The 23,141-nt window shown below is 63.1% G+C and carries 22 protein-coding genes and 2 pseudogenes; 11 read left to right on the top strand and 13 right to left on the bottom strand.

What is annotated here, in order from left to right; translation table 11 throughout:
• Positions 1–3 precede the first annotated feature (3 nt).
• Positions 4–975 carry a tripartite tricarboxylate transporter substrate binding protein gene (locus ABI546_RS13295; protein WP_348047059.1) on the bottom strand — a complete coding sequence of 324 codons (972 nt, stop codon included), beginning with the start codon at positions 973–975 and terminating at the stop codon, positions 4–6.
• Positions 976–1,077: 102 nt separating this feature from the next.
• On the opposite strand from ABI546_RS13295, the gene ABI546_RS13290 reads away from it, so the two are divergent.
• The 4 genes from ABI546_RS13290 to ABI546_RS13275 all read left to right on the top strand — a co-directional run bounded on the left by ABI546_RS13290 (position 1,078) and on the right by ABI546_RS13275 (position 4,470).
• On the top strand, positions 1,078–1,851 hold the full coding sequence (locus ABI546_RS13290) for an IclR family transcriptional regulator (RefSeq protein ID WP_348047058.1): 774 nt from the start codon (positions 1,078–1,080) through the stop codon (positions 1,849–1,851).
• Positions 1,852–1,930: 79 nt separating this feature from the next.
• Entirely contained in the window at positions 1,931–2,941 is a 1,011-nt protein-coding gene (locus tag ABI546_RS13285) for a tRNA-dihydrouridine synthase (RefSeq protein WP_348047057.1), read from the top strand.
• 121 nt (positions 2,942–3,062) lie between these two features.
• Positions 3,063–3,497: an RcnB family protein gene (locus ABI546_RS13280; protein ID WP_348047056.1), complete on the top strand. Its 435-nt coding sequence runs from the start codon at positions 3,063–3,065 to the stop codon at positions 3,495–3,497.
• Positions 3,498–3,612: 115 nt separating this feature from the next.
• Positions 3,613–4,470, top strand: a complete 858-nt coding sequence (locus tag ABI546_RS13275; protein ID WP_348047055.1) for a PA4780 family RIO1-like protein kinase — start codon at positions 3,613–3,615, stop codon at positions 4,468–4,470.
• Between the two features lie 3 nt (positions 4,471–4,473).
• On the opposite strand, the gene ABI546_RS13270 is transcribed toward ABI546_RS13275, so the two are convergent.
• Positions 4,474–5,679 carry a multidrug effflux MFS transporter gene (locus ABI546_RS13270; RefSeq protein WP_348047054.1) on the bottom strand — a complete coding sequence of 402 codons (1,206 nt, stop codon included), beginning with the start codon at positions 5,677–5,679 and terminating at the stop codon, positions 4,474–4,476.
• Positions 5,680–5,998: 319 nt separating this feature from the next.
• Between ABI546_RS13270 and ABI546_RS13265 the strand changes: the two genes are divergently transcribed.
• A complete protein-coding gene (locus ABI546_RS13265) occupies positions 5,999–8,419 on the top strand; it encodes a cellulase family glycosylhydrolase (RefSeq protein ID WP_348047053.1) in 2,421 nt (806 codons plus the stop codon).
• Between the two features lie 116 nt (positions 8,420–8,535).
• Here ABI546_RS13265 and ABI546_RS13260 read toward each other — a convergent pair.
• A pseudogene (locus ABI546_RS13260) lies at positions 8,536–8,664 on the bottom strand (3-oxoacyl-ACP reductase); the annotation flags it as partial.
• Here ABI546_RS13260 and ABI546_RS13255 point away from each other — a divergent pair.
• A pseudogene (locus tag ABI546_RS13255) lies at positions 8,659–9,124 on the top strand (LysR substrate-binding domain-containing protein); the annotation flags it as partial. The pseudogenes ABI546_RS13260 and ABI546_RS13255 sit on opposite strands and share 6 nt — an antisense overlap.
• A gap of 14 nt (positions 9,125–9,138) precedes the next feature.
• On the opposite strand, the gene ABI546_RS13250 reads toward ABI546_RS13255, so the two are convergent.
• Complete coding sequence (locus ABI546_RS13250; RefSeq protein WP_348047052.1) at positions 9,139–10,098, bottom strand: tripartite tricarboxylate transporter substrate binding protein; 960 nt, start codon at positions 10,096–10,098, stop codon at positions 9,139–9,141.
• Between the two features lie 47 nt (positions 10,099–10,145).
• The gene (argE, locus tag ABI546_RS13245) at positions 10,146–11,366 is read right to left on the bottom strand and encodes an acetylornithine deacetylase (RefSeq protein WP_348047051.1); all 1,221 of its coding nucleotides are present in this window, start codon (positions 11,364–11,366) and stop codon (positions 10,146–10,148) included.
• Positions 11,367–11,593: 227 nt separating this feature from the next.
• On the opposite strand from argE, the gene ABI546_RS13240 reads away from it, so the two are divergent.
• The gene (locus ABI546_RS13240; RefSeq protein WP_348047050.1) at positions 11,594–12,103 is read left to right on the top strand and encodes a DUF1993 domain-containing protein; all 510 of its coding nucleotides are present in this window, start codon (positions 11,594–11,596) and stop codon (positions 12,101–12,103) included.
• A 35-nt stretch (positions 12,104–12,138) separates the two neighbouring features.
• On the opposite strand, the gene ABI546_RS13235 is transcribed toward ABI546_RS13240, so the two are convergent.
• The 4 genes from ABI546_RS13235 to ABI546_RS13220 form a co-directional block, all read right to left on the bottom strand.
• The gene (locus ABI546_RS13235; RefSeq protein WP_348047049.1) at positions 12,139–12,663 is read right to left on the bottom strand and encodes a hypothetical protein; all 525 of its coding nucleotides are present in this window, start codon (positions 12,661–12,663) and stop codon (positions 12,139–12,141) included.
• A gap of 393 nt (positions 12,664–13,056) precedes the next feature.
• On the bottom strand, positions 13,057–14,103 hold the full coding sequence (locus ABI546_RS13230; RefSeq protein WP_348047048.1) for a methyltransferase domain-containing protein: 1,047 nt from the start codon (positions 14,101–14,103) through the stop codon (positions 13,057–13,059).
• A gap of 166 nt (positions 14,104–14,269) precedes the next feature.
• The gene (locus ABI546_RS13225) at positions 14,270–14,788 is read right to left on the bottom strand and encodes a DUF4864 domain-containing protein (protein ID WP_348047047.1); all 519 of its coding nucleotides are present in this window, start codon (positions 14,786–14,788) and stop codon (positions 14,270–14,272) included.
• A gap of 72 nt (positions 14,789–14,860) precedes the next feature.
• Positions 14,861–15,742, bottom strand: coding sequence for a PhzF family phenazine biosynthesis protein (locus tag ABI546_RS13220; protein WP_348047046.1), 882 nt, complete (start codon positions 15,740–15,742; stop codon positions 14,861–14,863).
• 130 nt (positions 15,743–15,872) lie between these two features.
• On the opposite strand from ABI546_RS13220, the gene ABI546_RS13215 reads away from it, so the two are divergent.
• The gene (locus ABI546_RS13215; protein WP_348047045.1) at positions 15,873–16,277 is read left to right on the top strand and encodes a TspO/MBR family protein; all 405 of its coding nucleotides are present in this window, start codon (positions 15,873–15,875) and stop codon (positions 16,275–16,277) included.
• A gap of 6 nt (positions 16,278–16,283) precedes the next feature.
• Positions 16,284–17,060, top strand: a complete 777-nt coding sequence (locus ABI546_RS13210; RefSeq protein ID WP_348047044.1) for a GDSL-type esterase/lipase family protein — start codon at positions 16,284–16,286, stop codon at positions 17,058–17,060.
• A 9-nt stretch (positions 17,061–17,069) separates the two neighbouring features.
• Here ABI546_RS13210 and ABI546_RS13205 read toward each other — a convergent pair whose 3' ends face one another.
• Together ABI546_RS13205 and ABI546_RS13200 are read right to left on the bottom strand one after the other, a co-directional pair.
• Entirely contained in the window at positions 17,070–17,306 is a 237-nt protein-coding gene (locus tag ABI546_RS13205; RefSeq protein ID WP_348047043.1) for a hypothetical protein, read from the bottom strand.
• Positions 17,307–17,393: 87 nt separating this feature from the next.
• The gene (locus ABI546_RS13200) at positions 17,394–17,846 is read right to left on the bottom strand and encodes a carboxypeptidase regulatory-like domain-containing protein (protein WP_348047042.1); all 453 of its coding nucleotides are present in this window, start codon (positions 17,844–17,846) and stop codon (positions 17,394–17,396) included.
• Between the two features lie 284 nt (positions 17,847–18,130).
• Here ABI546_RS13200 and ABI546_RS13195 point away from each other — a divergent pair, with 284 nt between their 5' ends.
• Entirely contained in the window at positions 18,131–18,793 is a 663-nt protein-coding gene (locus tag ABI546_RS13195) for an alpha/beta hydrolase (protein ID WP_348047041.1), read from the top strand.
• A 90-nt stretch (positions 18,794–18,883) separates the two neighbouring features.
• On the opposite strand, the gene ABI546_RS13190 is transcribed toward ABI546_RS13195, so the two are convergent.
• Both ABI546_RS13190 and ABI546_RS13185 read right to left on the bottom strand, forming a co-directional pair.
• Positions 18,884–20,164, bottom strand: coding sequence for an MFS transporter (locus tag ABI546_RS13190; protein ID WP_348047040.1), 1,281 nt, complete (start codon positions 20,162–20,164; stop codon positions 18,884–18,886).
• Positions 20,165–20,234: 70 nt separating this feature from the next.
• Entirely contained in the window at positions 20,235–20,960 is a 726-nt protein-coding gene (locus ABI546_RS13185) for a hypothetical protein (protein ID WP_348047039.1), read from the bottom strand.
• 359 nt (positions 20,961–21,319) lie between these two features.
• Here ABI546_RS13185 and gshA point away from each other — a divergent pair, with 359 nt between their 5' ends.
• Entirely contained in the window at positions 21,320–22,891 is a 1,572-nt protein-coding gene (gshA, locus tag ABI546_RS13180) for a glutamate--cysteine ligase (protein WP_348047038.1), read from the top strand.
• The last annotated feature ends 250 nt before the right edge of the window (positions 22,892–23,141 follow it).

Genomic DNA, 23,141 nt, shown 5'->3' with positions numbered 1-23,141 from the left:
TCCTCAGTCGATTTTGGCGCCCGATTCCTTGACGACCTTGCTCCAGCGGGCAATGTCTTCGCGAATCAGGGTGGCGAATTTTTCGGACGTGCTGCCGGCAATGTGGGCACCTTGATCACCCAGCTTTTTTTGCAGGTCGGGAGCCTGCAGCGCCTTGTTGATTTCCGCGTTGAGGCGCTTCGTTATCTCTTTGGGCAGTGCGGCCGGGCCAACAATTCCGAACCAGGTCACGGCGTCGAAACCTTTGTAGCCCGACTCGGCCACGGTGGGCACCTGCGGTAGATCGTCAGCGCGCGTTGCGGAAGTCACCGCCAGGGCACGCATCTTGCCGTTCTTGATATGCCCGATCAACGTGGGCACGGACGAGACATACACCTGCACCTGCCCGCCAATCAAGTCAGTCGCGCCTTGGGCGGCGCCTTTGTACGGCACATGGGTGAGCCTGGCGTTGGCCGTCTTCTGAAACAGCTCGGTCGCCAAGTGAGCGACCGTGCCATTGCCGGAAGTGGCGTAGTTCAGCGTGCCGGGCTCGGCCTTGGCTGCGCTGACCAGGTCAGCCAGCGTTTTGTAGGGCGAGTCGGCGGCTACGACCAGCACCAGCGGCGCACTGGCGACCAGGCTCACGGGTGTCAGGTCTTTTTGCGGATCGTAGGGCAGCTTGCTGTACAGCGTCGGGTTGATGGCGAGGTTGCTGGTTTGGCCCAGCACCAGGGTGTAGCCATCCGCCGGGGCCTTGGCGGCGGCGTCCACTCCCAAGTTGCCGCCCGAGCCGGGTTTGTTGTCGATGATGATGGTCCAGCCTGTGGTGCCGGTCAGTTTGTTGCCGAGTTCGCGGGCAATGATGTCCGTGCCACCGCCGGCCGGGAACGGAACAATGAGCCTGATGGGCCTGGCTGGCCAGGCCTGGGCCAGCACAGTGGTGGAAAAAGCGGTGGCCAGTGCCAGGCCAAGCGCGGCGCGACGAGTGAAGTGCATGTTGTCTCCTGCGGGTTATGGGATCTGCGTCCCAGTGGGGGGACTTTATGGGTTCGTTTCGTTCAATACAATCAGGTTTCACTATGCAGTCCATGGTTCACTGTGCGAAACACCAAAAATCCTGCCCTTGCGCCTCCCGAATTTGATCCAGCCCATGGCGGCGGAGTCGTCGCTGTGACCCGTGCCTTGTCTTTGATGGAAGCCTTCAGCGTGGGTGAGGCCAGCCTTTCGTTGGCTGAACTGAGTCGGCGTTCCGGCATGCACAAGACGACCGCGCTGCGGCTTGCGCGCACGCTGGCGCTGTCTGGCTACATGGTTCAACGGGAAGACGGGGAATGGCGGCTGGGTCCCGCTACCGGCTGGCTGGGCGCGCGCTACCAGGCGGGTTTTGACGTCAACAACGTCGTGGAGCCGACCCTGCGCAGATTGAGCCAGGTGACCGGCGAGAGCGGTTCTTTCTATGTCCGTGAGGGCGACATACGCGCATGCATCGCGCGGGTGGAAGGGCTACAGGCCGTGCGCCACCACGTGCGCATTGGCGAACGGCTGCCGCTCGACAAGGGAGCACCTGGTCGCGTCATCCTGGCGTTCTCGGGCGAGAAAGGGAAGGTCTACGAACAAATTCGCCAGTGCGGCTATCACGTATCCATGGGCGAGCGGGAGCCGGAAGTCGCCAGCGTCGCGGCGCCGGTGTTCAGCCTTGGATGGCGGCTGCTCGGGTCCATGTGTATCTCGGGACCGAGCTCGCGGCTGTCAAAATCGAAGCTTGAGGCCCACGCAAAGACGGTGATGGACGCGGCGAACCAGCTGTCGTACGCCTTGGCCGGCAGCCGGTCGGCGCAAACGCCCCAGGTTGTTTCCACATGGCACCCTTAAACTTGCTGGTCACGCGGCACACGCCGCCAGGGTGGCTTCGCTTTGGCGTTTGGCCGCAATCAAAAACGTTTACGGCACCATGACCATTCTGCTCGCGCCCATGGAGGGCCTGCTGGACTTCGTGCTGCGCGACATCCTCACGCGTGTCGGCGGCATAGACCGCTGCGTCTCAGAATTCATCCGCATCACCGACCAGTTGCTGCCCGAGCGGGTTTTCTTGCGCATCGTGCCCGAGCTGCACAACGGCGGCCGCACGCTGGCGGGTGTGCCTGTGCGTGCGCAATTGCTCGGTTCCGACCCGGGCTGCATGGCGGAGAACGCTGCGCGGCTGGCAAGCCTTGGGCCCGCCGGCATCGACCTTAATTTCGGCTGCCCGGCGGCGGTCGTCAACCGCCATGGCGGCGGGGCATCGCTGCTTCGGGAACCAGAAACCCTGACAGCCGTTGTGGGTGCTGTGCGCCGTGCCGTGCCTGCGCACATGCCGGTGTCAGCCAAGATGCGGCTGGGTTACGACGACGATGCACGAGCGGTTGAGTGTGCGCTGGCGATTGAGGCGGGTGGTGCGGGGGAGCTGGTTGTGCACGGCCGTACCAAGGCGCAGGCCTACAGGCCACCGGCATACTGGGAACGTATCGCCGACATTCGCGCTGCCGTGAAAATCCCGGTCGTCGCCAACGGGGAAATCTGGACGGTGGAAGATGCGCGCCACTGTCGCGAAGTTTCGGGGTGTGACATGTTGATGATCGGCCGCGGCGCAGTGCGCGACCCAGGCCTGGGGCTGGCGATCAAAGCCGAGATGGCGAACGAATCCATCACCGTTGTGAGCTGGCCGACCTTGTTGCCGTTGATTGCAGATTTTTGGCACATCGTCTGCTCGCGGCTTGAGGCACGCGCGAGGGCCGGGCGGCTCAAGCAGTGGCTTAATTTTTTACGGCGGCGGTTTCCTGAAGCGGAAGTCGCCTACCAGGCGATCAAAACCATCAACGACCCGGTGGTGGTGGATGCATGGCTGGCAGGGCTGCTGCAAGCCAGCGAAGGCACCAAGCGCTCCATGCTTTCTCCGAAGCTGTCTTTGCCTGCAATGGTTTGATGGCGCGAGCGGAGCTGAACCGCACAGCTTGCAACCAGGCTTTACACAAACACTCCCGCGGCTTTGCAGCGCCGACACGGCACCGGTCCACCATGAAGGCTCACCAACCAAGGAGTCGATCATGAAATCAAAAGCCATTGTGTGTGCCATTGCAGCTGCCTCGCTGGGCTTCGCTTCGCTCTCATTCGCGCAGGGCTACGATGGACGCGGCTCTCGGGGTGACGCGCCCAGGGGGGAAGTGCTCAGGGCCTCGCCTGCCTCCGGCAATCGTTACGTGCAGAACCCTGTGTATCCACCTTCTTACGGACACGATCAGCGCGGCTTTGACCGTCGACAGGCGCGCGATGAGCGGCGTTTTGACGCGCAACGCACGCAGTTTTACCGTGGCGGCCGGATCCCGAATGAATACCGGAGCCATCAATATGTGGTGAATGACTGGCGCGGCCGTCACCTCCACGCTCCGCAGCAAGGCCAGCAATGGGTGCAGGCCGATGGCAACTATGCGCTGATTGCCATCGCAACGGGTGTGATCGCGCAACTGGTGTTGAACAACTGATGCCGTACTGAACGTCATATGACGCACGCCAGCCTGCCCGCTCACACGGGCAGGTTTTTTTCGGCATCTGGGCCTGCCGCAAGTTCCTCGCGGCCACAGGCGCAAAATGTAGCCTATGAAAACACCGAAGAGACTGCAGTCGCTGCTGGAGGAAGGCCTCATCGATACCGTTGTGCGCCAGCTCATGAGCGGCAAGGAAGCGATGGTTTACGTGGTGCGTTGCGGCGACGAAACCCGCTGCGCCAAGGTTTACAAAGACGCCGCTGAACGCAGCTTCAGACAAGCAGTCGACTACACCGAAAATCGCAAGGTCAAGAACACGCGCCAGGCGCGCGCCATGGCCAAGGGCACGCGCTTTGGCCGCCAAGCGACCGAGGCAGCCTGGCAAAGCGCTGAAGTCGATGCGCTCTACCGCCTGGCAGCGGCTGGCGTGCGCGTGCCGCAACCGTATAACTTTTGCGACGGCGTGTTGCTGATGGAGCTCGTCACGGACGAGCACGGCGATGCCGCTCCGCGTTTAAATGATGTGGAGTTCACGCCCGAAGACGCACGCCTGCACCACGCCACGCTCCTGACGGAAGTGGTGCGCATGCTGTGCGCCGGCGTCGTGCACGGCGATCTGTCGGAGTTCAACATCCTGTTGGGCGAAACGGACGGCAAGCCCGGCCCGGTCATCATTGACCTGCCCCAGGCGGTGGACGCCGCGGGCAACAACCACGCGGGCCGCATGCTGTTACGTGACGTGGGCAACCTGCGCGGCTTCTTCGGCCGCTTTGCGCCTGAGTTGCTGCACACCGATTACGGCAGCGAGATCTGGGACTTGTACCAGCGCGGCGTGTTGCAGCCTGAGTCCGTGCTCACGGGCCGCTTCATGCACAAAACCGGCCCGGTCAACCTGGGCGCGGTGATGGATGAGATTGACGACGCGCGTGCCGAAGAGGCGGCGCGCCGCCTGCGCATGCAGCAGGCTTAGCGATTAACCAGCTGTCGGGACGGCCGAGGTGCGCACGCCGCCCAGCGTGCCGCGTGACATGGCGTAAGCCAGTAGCGCGCAGCCGGCAATGCCGGCCACCATGGGCAGGGCGCTTCCGTCCGCAAACACGCCGACCAGAGCCATCACCACCGCACCGGTCACGAACTGCAGGGTACCCATGAGGGCCGATGCGGTGCCGGCGATGGCGCCGTGTTCTTCCAGTGCGAGCACGGCAGTCGTTGGCACCACCAGGCCCAGAAAACCATAGCCCACCAGCAGCAGGGCAATCATCACGTCCAGCCGCTCGACGCCAGCGATATTGAGCACCAGCAGCAGCGTCATCACGGCGGCGTAGCCCGTGACGGCCACTTTCACGATGGGCACCAGGCCGAAGCGCGCCGCCAGCTTGCCGGTGAACTGCGACACCCCGATGAACGAGGCCGCGTTGACGGCAAAGGCGATGCTGTATTGCCGCGGCGTCAGGCCGTAATGGTCAATCAGCACGAAGGACGAATTGGCGAGATAGGCAAAGAAGCTGGAAATGCCGAAGGCGCCAATGAACACCAGGCCCATGAAATGGCGGTCGCGCAGCAGCACGCCATAAGCGGTGAGCGCGCTGCCGAAGCTGCTGTCCACGCGCTGCTCGGGCGGGCGCGTCTCGGGCAGGGTGAAGGCGACCAGCAGCAGGCCGGCCGCGGCGGCCACCGTGACGGCCCAGAACACGCTACGCCAGCCGAAGGCTTCGATCAGGAAGCTGCCGGCCAGCGGTGCCAGGATGGGCGAGACGCTGAAGACCAGCATCAGCAGCGACATGAGCCGGGCCGCGTCGTGGCCGGTGTGCAGGTCACGCACCACCGCGCGCGGCACCACCATGCCCGCACAGGCGCCCAGGCCCTGGATGAAACGCAGTACCACCAGCGTATGGACATCAGGCGCCAGCGCACAGCCAATGCTGCCGGCGGCAAACAGCAGCAAGCCGAAATACAGCGGCGGCTTGCGGCCGACCATGTCGGACACTGGCCCATAAATGATTTGCCCGATGCCCAGCGAGATGAAAAACGCCATCAGGCTGGCCTGCACCGCACCCATGGAAGCCCCCAATGTCTGCCCGATGGAAGGCAGGGCGGGCAGGTACATGTCGATGGCGAAGGGGCCGATGGCGGACAGCAAACCCAGCACCAGGGCTGCCCGGAAGAAATTTTTTGTCATGAACAGGTGTTTTCAGGAAACCGGTCTGCGCAACAACAGGCAAGGGGGGCCTGGCGCGCAAGCGGCGGTAGCGCCATCACCGCGCGTGCGGTAATGGCAAAAAATCGTAACGCCATTGTCGCCGACCTCCGGCGATCGCGCTGGCGGCGGCCCCGATGGCCGTGTGCCGGGACGCCAGGCGCGGTTTCCGAAAACAGCCCCGCTGTCAGATCTGACAGGGCCGAACGGACCTGAAATGTAAGCAGCGCGCAGTGGTGCGTCAAACTGTAATGAAGCCGCCGGATTGGGCCTTAACCTGAACGTTTCAGGAAAGGCTTTCATGCAAAGACGCGAATTTTCTCAAACGACCTTGCTGGCTGGCGCATTGGCGGCGCTCGGCCCTCTCGCCGTGAGCCGGCCGGTTCAAGCCGCCGCAGCGCGTGCTGCCGCAGGCATGCCTGCCATGGGTACCAACCTGTCGGGCATGGAATGGGCCAAGCCCGGTTTGCGGGCCAATACCAGTTCGGCGCCCAACCTGCATTTCACTGTGCCGCGCAAGGCTGACGTGGCCTACCTGGCCAACTGCGGCTTCATGAAGAACCGCCTGCCTATTCAGTGGGAGTTGCTGCAGCCCATGCTGCACGACACGGTGGCCAATGCGGCCGCGAAAGCGGCCATCGGCAATCCGGGCGCCTTCCACGCAGGCTACGAGGCCTTTATCACTGGCGTGCTCGATGCCCATGCCGCCGCCGGCACGCGTTGCATCATCGACAACCACAACTACGGCCGCTACCAGGATTTCCGCTTCCAGTCCGACGGCTCGGTCATAGGCCTGACGGTGCCGCCCAGCCTCTTGAGGCCCTACACCACGAACTCGGTGCAGATCCAGTCGCGGATTTTTTCGCTGGCGCTGGGCGCGACACTCAAGGTCGCGAATTTCACCGATTTCTGGACGCGCGCGGCGACCAAGTGGAAAAACCACCCGGGCTTCGGTGGCTACGGCCTCATGAACGAGCCACATGACATGCCCAAACCGGGCGGCATCATCGCATCGAACGAGGAAGCGGTGAAGGGCGGCGAAGACCTCACGATATGGCCCACGTTCGCACAAGCGGCCATCCAGGCCATACGCGCGGTCGATACGGTCAACCCTATCTATGTGTCGGGCAACCTGTACGACTCGGCCATGTACATCGGTACCAAGAACCCCGGTTTCCCGCTGGCGGGAACCAACCTGGTCTACGAGGTCCACATGTACCTGGACGCCTTCAGCAACGGCGCTTTTTTTGACTATGACACGGAGGTGGCGAAGAACTACAGTGCGGGTTTTGGCTCAGGAGCCATCAAGGCTTCGACTGGTATGGACCGGCTGAAGATCGCGGTGGACTGGGCCAAGGCAAAGGGCGTGAAGCTGGCGCTCACCGAAGTCGGCATGCCGATTGACGATCCGCGCTGGGAGACGATGTTCGCGCAGGCGGCGGTCTTTGCCGCGCAGTCGGGTTGCGAGGTCTACACCTGGATGGGGGGCAACCATTGGCCCATTCACAACTACGCCATCAACCACGTGCCGGGCTGGCACCAGAACAAGACGCTGGAGCCATCGGTGTCTGGCGTACTCAAGGCCGCGACCGGCACTGTGCAGGCCGCGCTGTTCGACGATGGGCCGGGCTACGCATTGGCGGGCACGCCGCTCACGATCACGGTCTACTCGCGCGGCAATCTGGCCCAGCCGGTGGTGCTGACGGTGGCGTCGAACAAGGGCGGCACCTTGAGCAAATCGCGGCTGACCATCCCCGCCGGCGCCAACGGGCAGGACAGCTTCACCTACACGCCTGCGGCTAACCAGATTGCAACGCTCAGCTACACCAGCGACGGGCAACTGGCCGGCCAGGTGCCGCCGCCGCGCAAGGTGTTTTCGCTGACCGACCCGGCGGGCTATGCCGCGACGAGTCTCGCCGATGCTGCGCTCGCCGTCATCGCCAAATACGGCGCCTGCAAATGGGAGCCGGCCGACGGCTATACCGACTACCTGCTGGGCGCACCGGCAGCAGCAGGCCAGGCAGTGCGCGCCGTGTCGGATTCAGGCTACGGATCCAGCCCGGGCAATGCGATGGAGATGATCAACTGGATGAACAAGGACAGCGGCGCCACAGGGTCAATGTCGGTGCCGGTGATGCGCGTGACCAATGGCAAGAAAAACTCCGACCATAGCGTGCCTGAGTCTTTCGGCTTCTGGTGCAAAAAATCCGGCCGCATGGCTGGCGTGCAGCCCAACCCGCGCAACCGCGTGCCTTACAACCTCGAGGATGCGCACTTCGCCATCGCGGCCCTCAGCGTTCCCGCGCCTACCAACACCGGCGTGGTGTTCCAGGCTTCCAAGGCGGAAGACCCGCAAACCTCGGAACTCGGCTTTCTCAACGGCCAGCCGCGTGCCAGGTGGATTGATTCAAAGGGCCTGACGGTGCAACTGCTGGCTCCCACCAGGCTCGCCGTCAACACGCCGGCGGTGCTGGCGCTGGCATCGGTGGCTGGCGCGCAAAAGCTGCGCCTCGATTCCGCTGAAGTCGGCAGCGCCGCCGCGACCTTCGCGCCCAGCGCTTTCACCCAGATGCTGATGGGCTGCGGCTACATCAGCTATTACCCGCGCGAAGGTTTCCGGGGGAACCTCTATGCGGTCATCGCGGGCAAGGGTGCGCCCACGCTGGCCGAGCTGGCCGTGCTGGAGCGCTACCTGGCCAGCACGGCCGGGATGGCGCTGTAATAGCACGGCCCCGGCACGCCCGGTGCTCGCAGGCGCTGCCGCACGGCTAGCTCGCACTGCCCCCGGAGGCGGCCTCCCGCTTGCGCAGCGTGGTCACGTTCTCGCCGGCCGCGCCCCGCGACGGCAGAAACCTTCACGTTGGACGAGGCCAACTCCAGCGCCAGCGCGCGGGTCGCACTGTTCAGTCCGCCCTTGATCAGCACGGGCAGCAGCGCCGGCACTTTCATGGTGGGCTGCATCGCGAGCCAGATGACTCCAGCCTGATTGCCCGCAGGCTGGAAGACGCGTAACTGGTGATGGCGGCTATGCCGTCATACCTGAAGCGTGCCGGGAAGCCTAAGACTCTGGAAGACCTGCAAAAGCATGAGTGCATCCAGTTCGAATTGCCCAACACCGGCCGCAGGATCCATGGACTTTTCGGGTGCACGGCAAAGATATCGACGTCGCAAGGCCGGGCAGCTATTGCTGCTCGGAAGATGTGCTGGGCGTTGCGACCTGACACGCAGCGGCGCAGGCTTGGTGAAAACCTACCGCTACATCCTTGAGGAAGACTTGAAGAACGGGGACCCGGTCGAGCTGACGCCACAGTTCGGCGGCAGCTCGCGGCCCTTTACCCTGCTGTATCCGTATGCGCGCCACTTGTCGTTGCGCGTACGGACTTTTGTGGACTTCCTGATGGAGAACCTGCAGCCGGCGCGGCGCTGAACCGCGGCCCCGGTTTATTCGACTTTCGCGCCCGAGGCCTTTACTACCTCGGCCATGCGTTTGTAGTCGACGGCCAGCAATTTGGCGAAGTCGGCATTGTTCATGGCCAGCGGCTCGATGCCTTGCTTGTCGAGGCGTTCCAGCACCACCGGGTCTTTCAAGACTTTGGCCATGGCCGCGTTGACACGGTTGATTTCGGCCGCCGGTGTGGCGACGGGGCCCAGCAGGCCGAACCACGAGTCGAACTGGTAGCCGGGCAGGCCGCTTTCTGAGATGGTCGGCACGTCAGGCAGGTATTTGGAGCGCTTGGGCGAAGTCACACCGATCAGGCGGATGCGGCTATCTTTGGCAAAAGCCAGCGCGCCAATGCTGGCGGCAATCACGGCCTGTGCGCGGCCCGAAATCACTTCATTGATCGCCTCGCCCGTGGCCTTGAGCGGCACATGCACCACATCGATGCCCGCCAGGCCGTTGAAGTAGGCCATCGAAAGGTGGGTGGCACTGCCGACACCCGCGGTGGCATAGTTGAGCTTGCCTGGGTTGGCCTTTGCGTAGCGGATGTAGTCGGCGGCGGTTTTGGCCGGCACGTCGGGGTGAATCATCAGTACATAGTCGGCCGTGCCGATATGCGCCATCGGGGCGAAGTCTTTTTGCGGGTCGTACGCAAGCTTGGTGTAGAGCGTGCCGGCAATGTTGTGGCTGGCGGCACCCAGCACCATGGCGCCGCTGTCGGGCGCCGACTTGGCGACATAGCCCGTGCCCACGGTGCCGCCTGCGCCGGGCCGGTTTTCAATGATGACGGTCTGGCCCAGCGCCAGGCCGAGTTCGGTGGACATGGCGCGCGCCAGCAAGTCCTGCACGCCGCCGGGCGCAAAAGGCACCACGATGCGTGCGATCTTGGGATTGGCCTGCGCCAGTGCGCCGCCTGCGGCGAGGGCCAGGCTGGTGCCCAGGAAATCTCTGCGTTGCATCATGGAATACTCTTTCAGTTGAAGTGATGGTTGCGATGGCGGTTAAGGGATCAGTTCACGCAGATCTCGTCGGCCAGGCGACGCATAAAGCGTTCGCACCAGGCGAGTTGCTCCAGCGCGACCCATTCATTGGGCTGGTGCGCTTGCGCGATGTGGCCGGGGCCGCACACGATGGTTGGCACACCGACCTGGTGAAACAATGCAGCTTCCGTGCCAAAAGAGACCTTGCCTGCGCCGGAACTCGCGTCCACCTCCGCGCACTTGAAGCACAACTGGGCAATCTCGCTGTCGGCGTCCGTCGCGAAGCCGGGCAAGACGGAGTTCAGTTTGTGAGTGATGCCGGTGTCGGCCGCCACAGCCTGCATGGCCGGGATGAGGCTGTCGGCAAAGGCCTTGGCTTCGTTGAACAGCGTCACCGGCGAATTCATGTGGTGGTGGCGGATCTCCCAGATCACGTCGCAGTCGCGCGGGATGATGTTGAGCGCCGTGCCGCCGGCGATCACGCCGGTGTGGATGGTGGTGTGCGGCACGTCGTAGATCGGGTCGAATGGCCCTTCGGCCACCAGGCGGCGGTGCATGGATTTGAGGTTGGTGACGAACTCACAGGCGATCTCCACCGCATTGACACCCAGCGGTGTGAGCGAGGAGTGCGCCTCGAAGCCGCGCACCGAGGTTTTGTAGGCGTGCTTGCCCTTATGGGCGATCACCACCTGCATGCCGGTGGGCTCGCCCACGATGCAGCCCGCAGGCTTGTAACCCTGGTCCACCATGTCGGCAATCAGCCGTCGCACGCCGATGCAGCCGACTTCCTCGTCGTAGCTGAAGGCCAGGTGCACGGGGCGCTTGAGTTTGCGCTTGAGCAGCTCGGGCACCATCATCAGCGCGGTGGCGCCATAGCTCTTCATGTCAGTGACACCCCGGCCGTAGAGCTTGTCTCCAATGACCTGCGCTGTGAACGGGTCGGTGTCCCACGGCTGACCGTCTACCGGCACCACGTCGGTGTGGCCCGACAGCACCAGGCCGCCCACCTTGGTTTCGCCATTCTCCGCGGGCAAGGTGGCCCACAGATTGGCCTTCTTGCCGCTGTCGTCATACGTCAGGCGGCACTCAACACCCAGCGCTTCAAGCCGTGCCTGGGTCCACTCGATGATGGGAAGGTTGCTGTCGCGCGAAACGGAAGCAAAAGACACCCATTTTTCAATGAGGGGCAGGGCGGCGAGGTCGGTTGCCTGGACCGCATGCTGCGTGGTGGGAGGAAGGGGGGCGTTCATGGGAGCCTTTGTGAACAGGCCGCAAGGCCGTGGCTATGAGATAGGAGCAACCACCGGGGGTGCGTCAAAATTGTATGACAGCTGCTCTGTTTGCGTTTGCCAGGCGGCGTGCGGGGCGGGGCCATTGCCCGCACGTCAAGCGCCTGCAGCCCAACCCGGCGAGAATGCGGCTGGACCTCGGGTCGCGCGGCGGCTCGCCAAATCTCTCATCTCACCGAAAGTACCCCATGACCAGCAGCATCTACACCACGTCCATTCCCGTTTTCAAGCAGATGCTTGGCGGCCTTAAGAGCGTGTTGGCCAAAGCAGAGGCCCATGCCGCGGCTAAAAATATCGACCCGAACGCTTTGCTGCAGGCCCGGCTTTTCCCCGACATGTTTCCCTTGCTTCGCCAGGTGCAGGTGGCTGCTGATTTCGCGAAAAGCGTTTCGGCCCGGCTTGCCGCGGTAGAGGTGCCAAAGATGGAAGACAAGGAAACCAGTTTTGCCGAACTGCAGACCCGCATTGACACCGTGCTGGCTTTCATCGAAGGACTGGACGCGGGCAAGTTTGACGAGGCGGCGACCCGTGAAGTCATCACCCAGGCAGGCACGCCCAAGGAAAAGCGCTTTGCCGGCCAGTCCTACCTTTTGAACTACGGCTTGCCTCATTTCTTTTTTCACACCACCACGGCGTACGCCATCCTGCGTCACAACGGCGTGGAAGTTGGCAAAAAGGATTACGTAGGCACCTACTGAGGCCTCACCGGCGCGATGGCGCGCCGTCGTGCACCTTAGTGATGTGCTGGGCTCTGCGCTTGCGCCAGAGGCGCAGGCGTGGCCTGCTCTGCTGGCTGGCGAGGCGTATAACCGCCACGCGGCCGTGCGGGGTTGTGCATCCAAGAGGTCGGGTCGGGGAGATCCTGGTGGGGGCAACTCTCGCCACCATCGAGCTGCCAGGAAATGCCATGCAGCCACTCGCTGGCGCGTGGCTCGAAACGCATGATGTCTGCCATCAATGCTTTCTGGAAAGCCGCTGCGTAGGTCAACATGCGCAGGTCCCAGTGTTTCATGATGATGCGCACATACATGCCTTCACCGTGCGCGCGGCTGGACGTCAGCAGCATCTGGCAGTCCAGCCAATGCGACGGAATGCCGGCGCGGCGCGCGGTATCCCGCAGCAATACCTGAATGAGCTGTTGCCGCACCGCATTGGCGGAGGTTTCTTCGGGGGGCATGGAGCCTTCTGATTCCGGAGCGCTGGCGCTCGCTGCAGTTTTAGCCTGGTTTTTCAGTCCAAAGAGCTGATGAAGTTTCATGGTGCCGATCCCGTGAGGCGAGCGTCCGGCCAGAGCGTTTGTTCCCAAATCACCGGCCTACGTCGCGTGTTACAAAGTGTTAACAATGTCGGCGACCCGAACTTTTTAGTCAAGCAGGGGACGTGTCAAAACCGGAACTTTTTCATGAAAATGTGCCCGAATTGGCGCAACTGTGTCATTGGGGACGGTGAGTGTTACGGAGGAACATCAGCCCACGGAGTCTTTTTTGAGGAGCCGATGCTGTGAGCCCACCAATACCGCGCGAGTGCTATGACTCCAGAAGTAAAAAGCCACTATTTGTATCTTTATGTAAATATTCTGCGTTGCGCCGGGAGCTGACCATCCCTGAGGTTCGGGTGTTTTATTTCTGTCTGGGCGCTGTCCGGCGCTTTGTTAAGCCCGCACAAAGTAAACAAACGTGGTGCGCGGAAAAATGTGGCGATAGACCGGCCGGGCGATGACCCGGGCCAGGTTAACGGGCTGAAGCAGGCCGGAGGCGCTGTTGTACAGCCGGTAAAGATTGGGCTGCAGGGGTTTGAGGCCAAACTCTTTCCCAAAGGCGACCAGCGATTCGTGGCTGAAGGCGTTGATGTGCTCCAGCGGCGCGATGGGCATCTGGTCGCTGGCGGAAAGTGCGCCGAAATCTTTCCCCTTGCTGATCTTTTTCAGCGCGGCTGCCGCATTGGGGACGCTGATTTTGAGGAGCCCGTCGCATGACAGCGCATCGCGCAGTTTTTCAAGCACCAGCCTGGGCTGCGTCAGATGCTCGAAGACCTGCTCCGTATTGATGAAACGGAATCGTCGGGACGGCAAATCTTCCAGTCTGACTACGCGCAGTCCCACGGATCTCCCATGGCGGGCGCGCTCTTCGGAAAGCTCCACTCCCCAGACGTTGCAGCCGAAACCCATGGCCATTCGTGACCAGTGGGCCCAGCCAAAACCAAAGTCCAGCGCGTCCAGTTCCCCCGGCGAAAGCCCAAAGTACTGGATCATGAACTGCACCTGTTCAGCGAGATAACGGTATTCGTCCAGGCTGTAATTGCGGTGCTCGCGTTCCAGGTCGGTGCCGGGAACCCAGTCGTTGTAGATTTCGCCCAGCAAGGGGTCGTCAGGCACTTGTTGCTGAAACACCAGGCTGCAGTGGTTGCAGCGCATAAGCGCGTAAGTGCCCGCGTCGGCAGCTTTGGACGCATGGCCCTCATAGTGCCTTGCCAGATAAGCCTTGAGGCCGGGGCCGGTGTACGGTTCTTCGAAAACCAGCTCCAGGGAGGCGTCGAGGCAGGCAGGGCACTCGGTGCGAGTTTTCAGCGCCGACGCGCGCGGTAACGCGCCGCTTTGAAGTGAACGCTGGCGCGACGTTTGCACGCCTTCCCTGAACGCGGAAGAGGGCGCTTCACTTGTCAGGCGTGGGAGTTCAAGGGAGCTGGCAGGCAGGTTCATGGAGGTCCGGAGCGCCGCAAAGCAGCAGTACACACCACCTTAGCCCCGGACAGCGAAGGCGGAGTAACCCGCTGTAAGCCGCGTATCGGTCTCCTTACCGTGAGTCGCTCGCCCGCGCGCGCCTCCTTCGGCCTTCACAACGCTGTTGCGTGCGTTCCTGAGAGGCTTATGCCGCTAGCGACACAGGTAACACATCAAAACCAGACGGCGTGCGTGAGGCCATGCGTCCCTTGTTTTCGGCCACCACGCAGCCGGTGATGCGCCACGCTTTGTTGCTTTGCCGTTCAAGGCTGTAAACCGCCAACCACGAAACCCCGTTCCCATCAGTCATCTGCACACGCTGAATCGCCTGGCCGTCCTTGCCTTCGGGGTTCAGAAATGCGACCGATGCCGGGCGGTACACCACCGGGTAGTCGCGGCGCACCATCGTCATGAATCCTTTCGCCGTTCCCACCGCCTGCCGCACATTGGGCGCGGCAAACGAAAAAGCTTTTACCGCATCGTCTTTCCTGAATGCATCCAGCTGGGCCTGCACCACGGCGCCCACGTTTTTCTCGTCGGCCGCGGTCAGCGGCGCCGCGCTCACCGGGACAGCCGCGCCAAGCAGCCACAGCGCCGCACAGCCGGCAGCAATCCGCCGGGTCATGCGCATTACAAGGTTCAAACGGATCAGGCGTGCGGTCATGGTTCGATCTTTCTCAGAATCAGTGCAACATACCCGAAGGTACGCAGGTGGCGTGCCAACGGATGTGAACCTTTATAGAAGCCGGCCATGCGCCAGCATCACCACGCCGCCGCTGACCAGCATCTCGCCGGCCGCATTGGCCTGCACGGTGATGCGGCTGGGGCGGCCGGCAAAGCGTCCCTGCTTGATGGTGATGATTTCTCCCGCTTTCGCGGCACCGTGGCGCAGCAGGTAAGCGCCCGCCGGCCCGGCGGCGCTGCCCGTGGCAATGTCCTCCACCATCCCGGCGTTGTCCCAGGTGCGGCCTTCGCGCGCCGACACGTCCAGCACATAGGCAAATTTGGCGCCCACAGTGGCCAGCAGCGCTTCAAAAGCGGGGTGACCAATCTTCACGCGTTCAAGGCCGCCGACCATCGGCACCAGCAGGTAGGGCAGGCCGGTAGACACCACCTGCAATGCAAAACGCACGTCCAGCTGCGCAGGCCCCAACCCCAGTGCCGCCAGAAACGGCAGGCTGTCGGCGTGGCTGAGCACGGGCCCGAAGCTGGCAATACCCTGGTTCATGCTGGCGTCGTAAGTGCCCGGTGTACCTTCTTTGCCTGTGGTACTGATGGCAACCGCCCGTGTTCCCAGCATCAGCGTCCAGTCGGCAGAAGGCTGGCCGGCCGCATGCAGGTGGTGCAGCAGGCCAGCTGCGCCCAGCAGGGGGTGGCCCGCGAAGTCGAGCTCTTCTTCCATGGTGAAAATGCGCGCTTCGAAACGGTTTCCCGGGCCATCAGGCGAGAGAAAAATACTTTCAAATTGCCGCATTTCGATGGCCAGTCGCTGCATGAGGCGCGCGGGGAGCGGGCTGTCTGGCAGAAACACCGACAGGCCGTTGCCGGCCAGCGCTTCGTGGGTGAAGACATCGACCTGATAGAAACCGAGGCCAGACAAGGAGGGGTTGGGGGTCATCGAGGGGCTCCTTCGGGCATTATCGCGGCGGTGTCCTACCCGGCTATCAGGGCTTCATTGCGCCGCCGGCACAACGCCAATGGTAAAAAAAGCCATTGCCACTTCTTCCGGTTCTTCCTCCGGTCATCCCATGGACAGTACCCGTAGCGCCGCATGGTATGCGCAACTCGCCAAACCTTTTTTTGCGCCACCCGCCTACGTTTTCGGACCGGTGTGGAGCGTGCTCTACCTCATTATTGCCGTCAGCTTCGGTTACGTGCTGCTGCAAACCCTCAAACGCCGTTTGCCGTTCAGTGTGCTGCTGCCCTTCATCCTGAACCTGGTGTTCAACCTGGCCTACACGCCCATCCAGTTCGGCCTGAAGAACAATGCACTGGCCAGTGTGGACATCCTACTGGTGCTGGGTACGCTGCTATGGGCATTGGGCGCCATCTGGCGCCGCGTTCGCTGGGTGGCGCTGGCCAACATGCCCTATTTGCTCTGGGTGGCGTTTGCCACCGTGCTGCAACTCAGCATCACCTGGTTGAACCGCTAGCCCGCCATGCGACATACCTACACCACATGGCGCCGGCGTCCCCGCATGCTGTCGGCCATCGCCGTGGTCGCCGCGTTAGCCGTCCTTGCCACGTCGGGATGCGCTGCCTGGCGAATACGCCAATCCGTAGAGCTTGCGCGCCAAAGTGAACCCTTTGAGGCTTCGCCCACCGGTGCAGTTGCCAGCCTGCTGGTGGTGGGCGACAGTACTGCCGTGGGCACCGGCGCATCGTCGCCCGCGGGCAGCGTGGCCGGTTTGATCGGGCTGGCGCATCCACGCCTGAAGGTCACCAACCGCGCAAAGGACGGCGCGAAGTTTGCCGACATTGCCAGGCAGCTGGAGGCCTTGGGAGCCCAGCGCTTTGACGCCATTCTGGTTCTGGGTGGCGGCAACGACGTGATCCGCCTCACGCGTTATGAAACGCTGGAGCAGGACATCGCACGGACCGCCGAGCTGGCGCGCACCCATGCCAATCTGGTGGTGATGATGCCGTGCGGCAATGTGGGCAGTGCGCCCTTTTTCTTTGCGCCGTGGTCGTGGCTGATGACCAAACGCTCACAGGTGCTGCACGGTTTTGTGCGCGAGGCCGCCAAAGACAACGGCGCGCTGTATGTGAACCTGTACAAGGACAAGGCCGAAGATCCGTTTGCCTTGCGGCCCGATGAGCTCAACGCCGGGGACGGGCTGCACCCCAGCGATGCGGGCTACCGCCTGTGGTGGCACGAGCTCAACCAGCAGGCGGACTTTTCAAGCCGGCTGGCGGCACTGCGCCGCCAGGGCTGAGGCGCGGCTTCAGATCCCGAGCAGCTTCTTGGCGCCGCCCAGCGCTTTCATGGAATCGTCGTGCTTGCCTTCCTTGTGAAACTTCTCGCCGTCGGCGCGAAGCTCTTTCACCTTGGTCATGTCGGCGGGTGAGAGTTTGGGATTGGTGGAGAGCTTGGCGTCAATCGCCTTCATCTCGTTGGGGCAGTTATGGGCAAAAGCCAGGGAAGAACCGGCCAGGGCGATGGCGGCAATGATGAGCTTCATGTGAATCTCCAACCTGCGTCAGAAAATGCTGACGGCAAATGCTAGCAAAGCGCCTGCAATGGCACAAGCCGGGCTTCCCTCCTTGCCTCAAGGCCGCGTTTTGTCGGCATCCGCAGCCCAGAGGAACACCTCTTTGGCAGATTGCCCCGACTTCACCTCCACTTTCCGCTGCAGAGTCTGCCCGCCCAGGGTGGCCTCCACCGTATAGCTGCCAGGTGCGAGCCTTGCCAGCAGGAAGGGCCCTTCCGAGGTGGCTTGAAGCACGTCCTGGCCGCGGGTATCACGTACGCGTACCGTCACGTCGGCGGCGAAATCCGCACGCTGCCTGCCCTTGATGGCGAATTCGAGCGTCAACGGCCATTGGGCGCTGGCGCTGCGTATCGCGGCGGATTCGTCAACCCCTATGCCGCCACTGAGGTATTGGACCGAGCCGCTGCTGCGTACCGGAGGCAGTGGCGAGCTGGCCTGCGCGAACGCGCTGCCCGCCGTCAGCGCACCTAGAAGGGTCGCCAATGCGGCTCGGTGAATCAGTGTGTTCATTTCGGCATGCTCCTGTTAGTTTTCTTGCTCTTAACCATGATGGTTGACGTCCTCACCGTACAGATTTTTTGCATGGATCGTCAGCCGCCGCGCTAAACCAGCGTTTGCGGGTCGGCTTTAGGCTGGGCGGTCATCAAAGAATGAAGGCACTCAGGAGAGACCGGGGGTGTGAAAAGAAGGCCCCAAAGACGCGCCTAAAATTCACCGACCGGTTTGCTTGCAACTGCATGCCGGCAGCGCCAACCGCTCTATCGTTTGTCATCTAACCCATTGGATCGTCGCCCATGTCTCTTGAAGTTATTGAAGCCCAGACGGGCGACAACCCCGTTGCCACGGTTCTCATCATGCATGGTCTGGGGGCGGATGGGCGGGACTTCCTGCCCGTTGCCGAACAGCTGGATTTGTCCGGTGTGGGTGATGTGCGTTTCCTGTTTCCCAGCGCACCCAGCATCCCGGTCACCATCAACGGCGGCTATGTCATGCCGGCGTGGTACGACCTGTTGGGTGCGGACCTGGTGAGCCGGCAGGATGAAGCCGGGCTGCGCAAGTCGCAAGCCGACATCGAGGCGCTGATTGCGCGGGAAAAGTCGCGCGGCATTCCCGCCAGTCGCATTGTGGTGGCGGGGTTTTCACAGGGCTGCGCCATGGCGCTCATGACGGGCCTGCGCCACGGCGAGCGGCTGGCTGGCATTGCCGGCTTGTCGGGCTATTTGCCACTGGCCGACAAAACAGCCGCCGAACGCAGCGCCGCCAACCAGGACGTGCCGATCTTTCTCGCCCACGGCACGCGCGACGGCGTGGTGGCGTTGCCGCGAGCCACCGCAACCCGCGATGCGCTCAACGCCATGGGCTACCCCGTCGAGTGGCATGAGTATGCGATGGAGCATTCGGTGTGCCCGCAGGAAATCACCGACCTGGCGCAGTGGCTGCGCAAGGTGCTCGCCTGAGAAAAATCAGGCAGTTTTCAAACAAAAAATGGCCGTAGCCCGTGCTAGACGTGCGCGACCAGCTATCAAAATAATAGCAATTGACGTGCCTCAGGCGGGCCGCGCCGCCAGCTTCAGCCGCACCGCCTTGCGTACCCGCCACAGCAGGAAAAACGCAATGCTGAAATTCAGCAGGTTCCACGCAATCCCGTTGAGAAAGGCGGCGTTGTAGGAGCCCGTCAGGTCAAACACCTTGCCCGACATCCAGCCGCCCAGCGCCATGCCCAGCAGCGTGGCCATGATGACGGTGCCCACACGCGCGCCAGCTTCGGCGGGCTTGAAGTATTCGCGCACGATGATGGCGTAGGCCGGCACGATGCCTCCCTGGAACAATCCGAACAGCGCGGCAATGAGGTAGAGCGACACCAGCCCGTCAAAGGGCAAAAACAGCAGCAGCGCAATGCCCTGCAGGACCGAGCCCAGCATCAGCGTGCGCAGCCCGCCGATGCGGTCGCAGATCGCGCCCGACACCAGCCGGCTGACGACGCCGCAGGCCAGCATCAGCGACAGCATTTCGGCGCCGCGCGCAGCGCCGTAGCCCAGGTCGGTGCAGTACGACACGATGTGCACCTGCGGCATGGCCATGGCGACGCAGCAGGCCACCCCGGCCACGCACAGCAGCATTTGCGCCGTGCCGACCGGCAGCCCGAACGGCCGGTCGCTGGTGGTGGCCACTGCGCCGCTGTTGCCCACCGCCGAGGCCACGGCGACCGGCGGGCGCTTGCGCATCAGCAGCGCCAGCGCCGTCATGGTGACAAAACTGAAAAGGCCCAGCCACAGGTAGCTTTGGCGCCAGCCCACGGTTTCGATGAAATGCTGCACGATGGGCGGCCAGATAGCGCCTCCCAGGTAGTTGCCGCTGGCGCACACCGCCACGGCAAAGCCGCGCCGCCGTACAAACCACAGCGAGGTGTCAGCCAGCAGCGGCGCAAAAGTGGCAGCGGAGCCGAGAAACCCGATCAGCAGGCCATGGGCCAGCGAGAACATCCAGATGTTGCCGGCCATGGCCGCCAGGGCGAAGCCCAGTCCCAGGGCGGCCGCACCGATCAGCAGTGGAACCATCACACCGAAACGGTCGGCCAGGCGGCCCATCAGCACGCCGCCGACGCCGAAGCCGATCATCAAAAAGGTATAGGGCAGGGACGCATCGGCCCGTGACACACCGAACTCGGCCTGCACGGCCGGCAGCACCACGGACACCACGTACATGCCGCTGGCGCCGACAGTCATCAGGGCCAGGGTGACGATCAGCCGCATCACGGCATAGCGTGAATCGATAAGAAGGGTGGCGTCTTGCGCCGCGGCCGCCGGTGTCGGGAGGGGAGATTGCATCGGCGCTAGCGTACACCAGCAAGCGCCTTGCGGCAGCTAAACGGCCTGTGGGGCGCGGCCTGTCGTCCTCTCAGAGCGGGGAAGGCCTTGTGGGTTCATAGCCCGCGGCGACGTTCCCTTCTGACGGGCCCAGTTCCTGGTCGCGGATGCGGAAAAGGCGTTCCAGATCTTTCATGGCTTCGGGATCGGGCACGGTGGGCGAGGCTTGCATCGCCATGGGAGCCGGTTGGCTTGGCGCGGCAGGCGCGGCCGTGGTCGCCGCCGATGCGGGAGCAGTGGCGGCGCCAACGGCCGCGGCGGCTGTAGCGGGAGTGGGCGACAGGGGCGCGGCGCGGGAGGGGCGAGCCGCCGGTGGTCGGACCGGATCAGCCCAAAACGTTTTGTCGGGCATGGTCGGGTTCGGGCAGGTGTCCGCCACGTCCAGTTGCCACGAAATTCCGTGCAGCCATTGGGTGGCGCCGGGTTCAAAGTGGGTGATTTCCGCCATCAGGGCGTTCTGGAACGCAAAGGCGTACTTCATCAGGCGGTCATCCCATTGCCGTACCACCAGGCGCACATACATGCCGGGCCCTCGGCTGCGGCTGGACACCAGCAGCATCTGGCAGTCGATCCAGCGCGGGGGAATGCCGTATTTGCGCATCGCATCGCGCAGCAGCACCTGGACCAGCTGGCGGCGCGTGGCATTGTCCGAACCGTCCTCAATGGTCAGCGGGTTGTCCCGACTGGACGAACCTGGGCGTTTGGACGAGGCTGCAGGGGACGGACTGCCGAACAGGCTGGCTATCAATTTTTTCATTTTTTTTTTGCTGGATTCTTACGCTTCCTCTACCCACGCACCCGAGAAAGGGGCCGTGTCAGAAGGAAATCGAAGAAAGAGACCGCAATGTTACGTAATGTTTTTTATCGTCGTCCAGCTTGTCTGACAAGTCAAGGGAATGTCGGCAAGTTGCGGGGCGGCGTCGCTCGCTTTCCACATTCAGCGAGCGAAAGCGTGGATTTCTGCGCGAAATACGGCGCATGGCGCAAATCCAGGCAACGTGCGCAGCCCCCGCGGCAGACCCACCCGGGTTGTGCTGACAAGCCCCAATGCGCCAGCGCAAAGCGCCATGCTGTGATAACTTCCACGCCAATTCAAGACTCTGGGGGAATGACGATATGACCAAGTTGCAGGCACGCGCCGGCGCGTTACAGGGCCGCCTGACAGCGCTCACTCCAGACCGTCTCAAAGGCATGCGCCGCGGAATCGAGAAGGAAAGCCTGCGTGCCAAACCCGGCGGCGGCCTGGCCCTCACGCCGCACCCCGCGGCCCTCGGCTCGGCCCTGACGCACCCCGGCATCACCACGGACTTCAGCGAATCGCAGGTCGAACTCGTCACCGCCGCCCACCCCAGCCCTGAGGCCACGCTGCAGGAGTTGACCGAGCTGCACCAGTTCACTTACCGCAGCATGCAGGAAGTCGGCGACGAAATGCTCTGGGTGTCGAGCATGCCGTGTGGTCTGCCGACCGACGAAACCATTCCCATCGCGCGCTTTGGCTCCTCCAATGTCGGGCGAGCCAAGAGCGTTTACCGCATGGGCCTGTCGCACCGCTATGGCCGGCGCATGCAGACGATCTCGGGCATTCACTACAACTGGTCGTTGCCCGGCGTGAGCAGCGAAGAATACTTCGCGCTGATCCGCAACTTTCGCCGCCAGGCTTTTTTGCTGCTGTACCTCTTTGGCGCTTCGCCGGCCGTGTGCTCCACCTTTGTCGAGGGGCGCCAGCATGAGCTGCAAACCCTGAGCGACAGCACCATGTACATGCCTTACGGTACGTCGCTGCGCATGGGGCGGCTGGGTTACCAGAGCGATGCACAGGCCTCGCTTGCCGTGAGCTACAACAGCCTTGACGGCTATGGCGCCTCGCTTCAGGACGCGCTCACGCGGCCGTACCCCGCCTATGAGGCGGTGGACATACGCAACCCCGGCGGCGACTACAACCAGCTGGCCACCACGCTGCTGCAGATTGAAAACGAGTTTTACGGCACCATCCGCCCCAAGCGCGTGATTTACCCCGGCGAGCGGCCGCTGCATGCGCTGCGCGAGCGCGGTGTTGAATACATCGAAGTGCGGTTGATGGACCTGGACCCTTTCGAGCCGGTGGGCATCAATGCGAAGACCATGCGTTTTCTCGACGTGTTCCTGCTGCACTGCCTGCTGTCAGACAGCCCGAAGGACACGCCGCAGGAGATCGCCGAGCTCAAGCACAACCAGCACCAGACGGCGGCACGAGGGCGCGAGCCGGGCCTCAAACTCAAGCGCGGCGGCCATGAGGTCACGCTGACGGCATGGGCCGCCGAAATAGTGGCCCAGTGCGGGCCCATCGCCACGGCACTGGACGCCGTGCATGGCGGCACGCAATACAGCGACACCCTGAGTTCCGCCAGCGCCGCGCTGCTTGACCCCGGCACATTGCCTTCGGCCCGCGTTCTGGCCGCCATGGCCGCCGGCCACGACAACTCCTTTATCGGATTCACGCGCGCCCAGTCTGAAAAGACGCAGGGCGTTTTGCAGGCCCTGCCGCTGTCCGCCGACCAGCTCGTCCGCTTCGCCGCCCTGACCGAGGCTTCCATCCAGGAACAAAAGAAGATCGAAGCTTCGGACACCATGCCGTTCGAGGTGTACCGCCAGCAATATGTGTCGGCTGAACGCCTGGGCATGCCCGGCCGCGAGGCCGTCACCATTTAATAAAATCGCCTCCCAGCCCAGTACTGGCGAGCGCAAGCAGCTATCAAATAAGTAGCATTCCGCGGGGGTCAGTGCTTTGGTTTGCCCGGCACCAACAGAGAGAGGCGGGCGGCCGCATCCAGCGGCTTGCCGCTTCCCGGGCCCCCCCCATGCCGGCAGGCGGTGCGCCCGGCGACGGCCCGCGTCGTTCACCCGGTGTGGTTTGCGCCGCCCCGGAACCGGCCAGCGGATCCACCACCAGATGGAGTGC

The organism is Polaromonas sp. (assembly GCF_039932935.1).
Lineage (GTDB): Bacteria > Pseudomonadota > Gammaproteobacteria > Burkholderiales > Burkholderiaceae_C > Polaromonas.
Note: the sequence above shows the minus strand (reverse complement) of the source record. Positions and strands in the feature narration are given on the sequence as shown.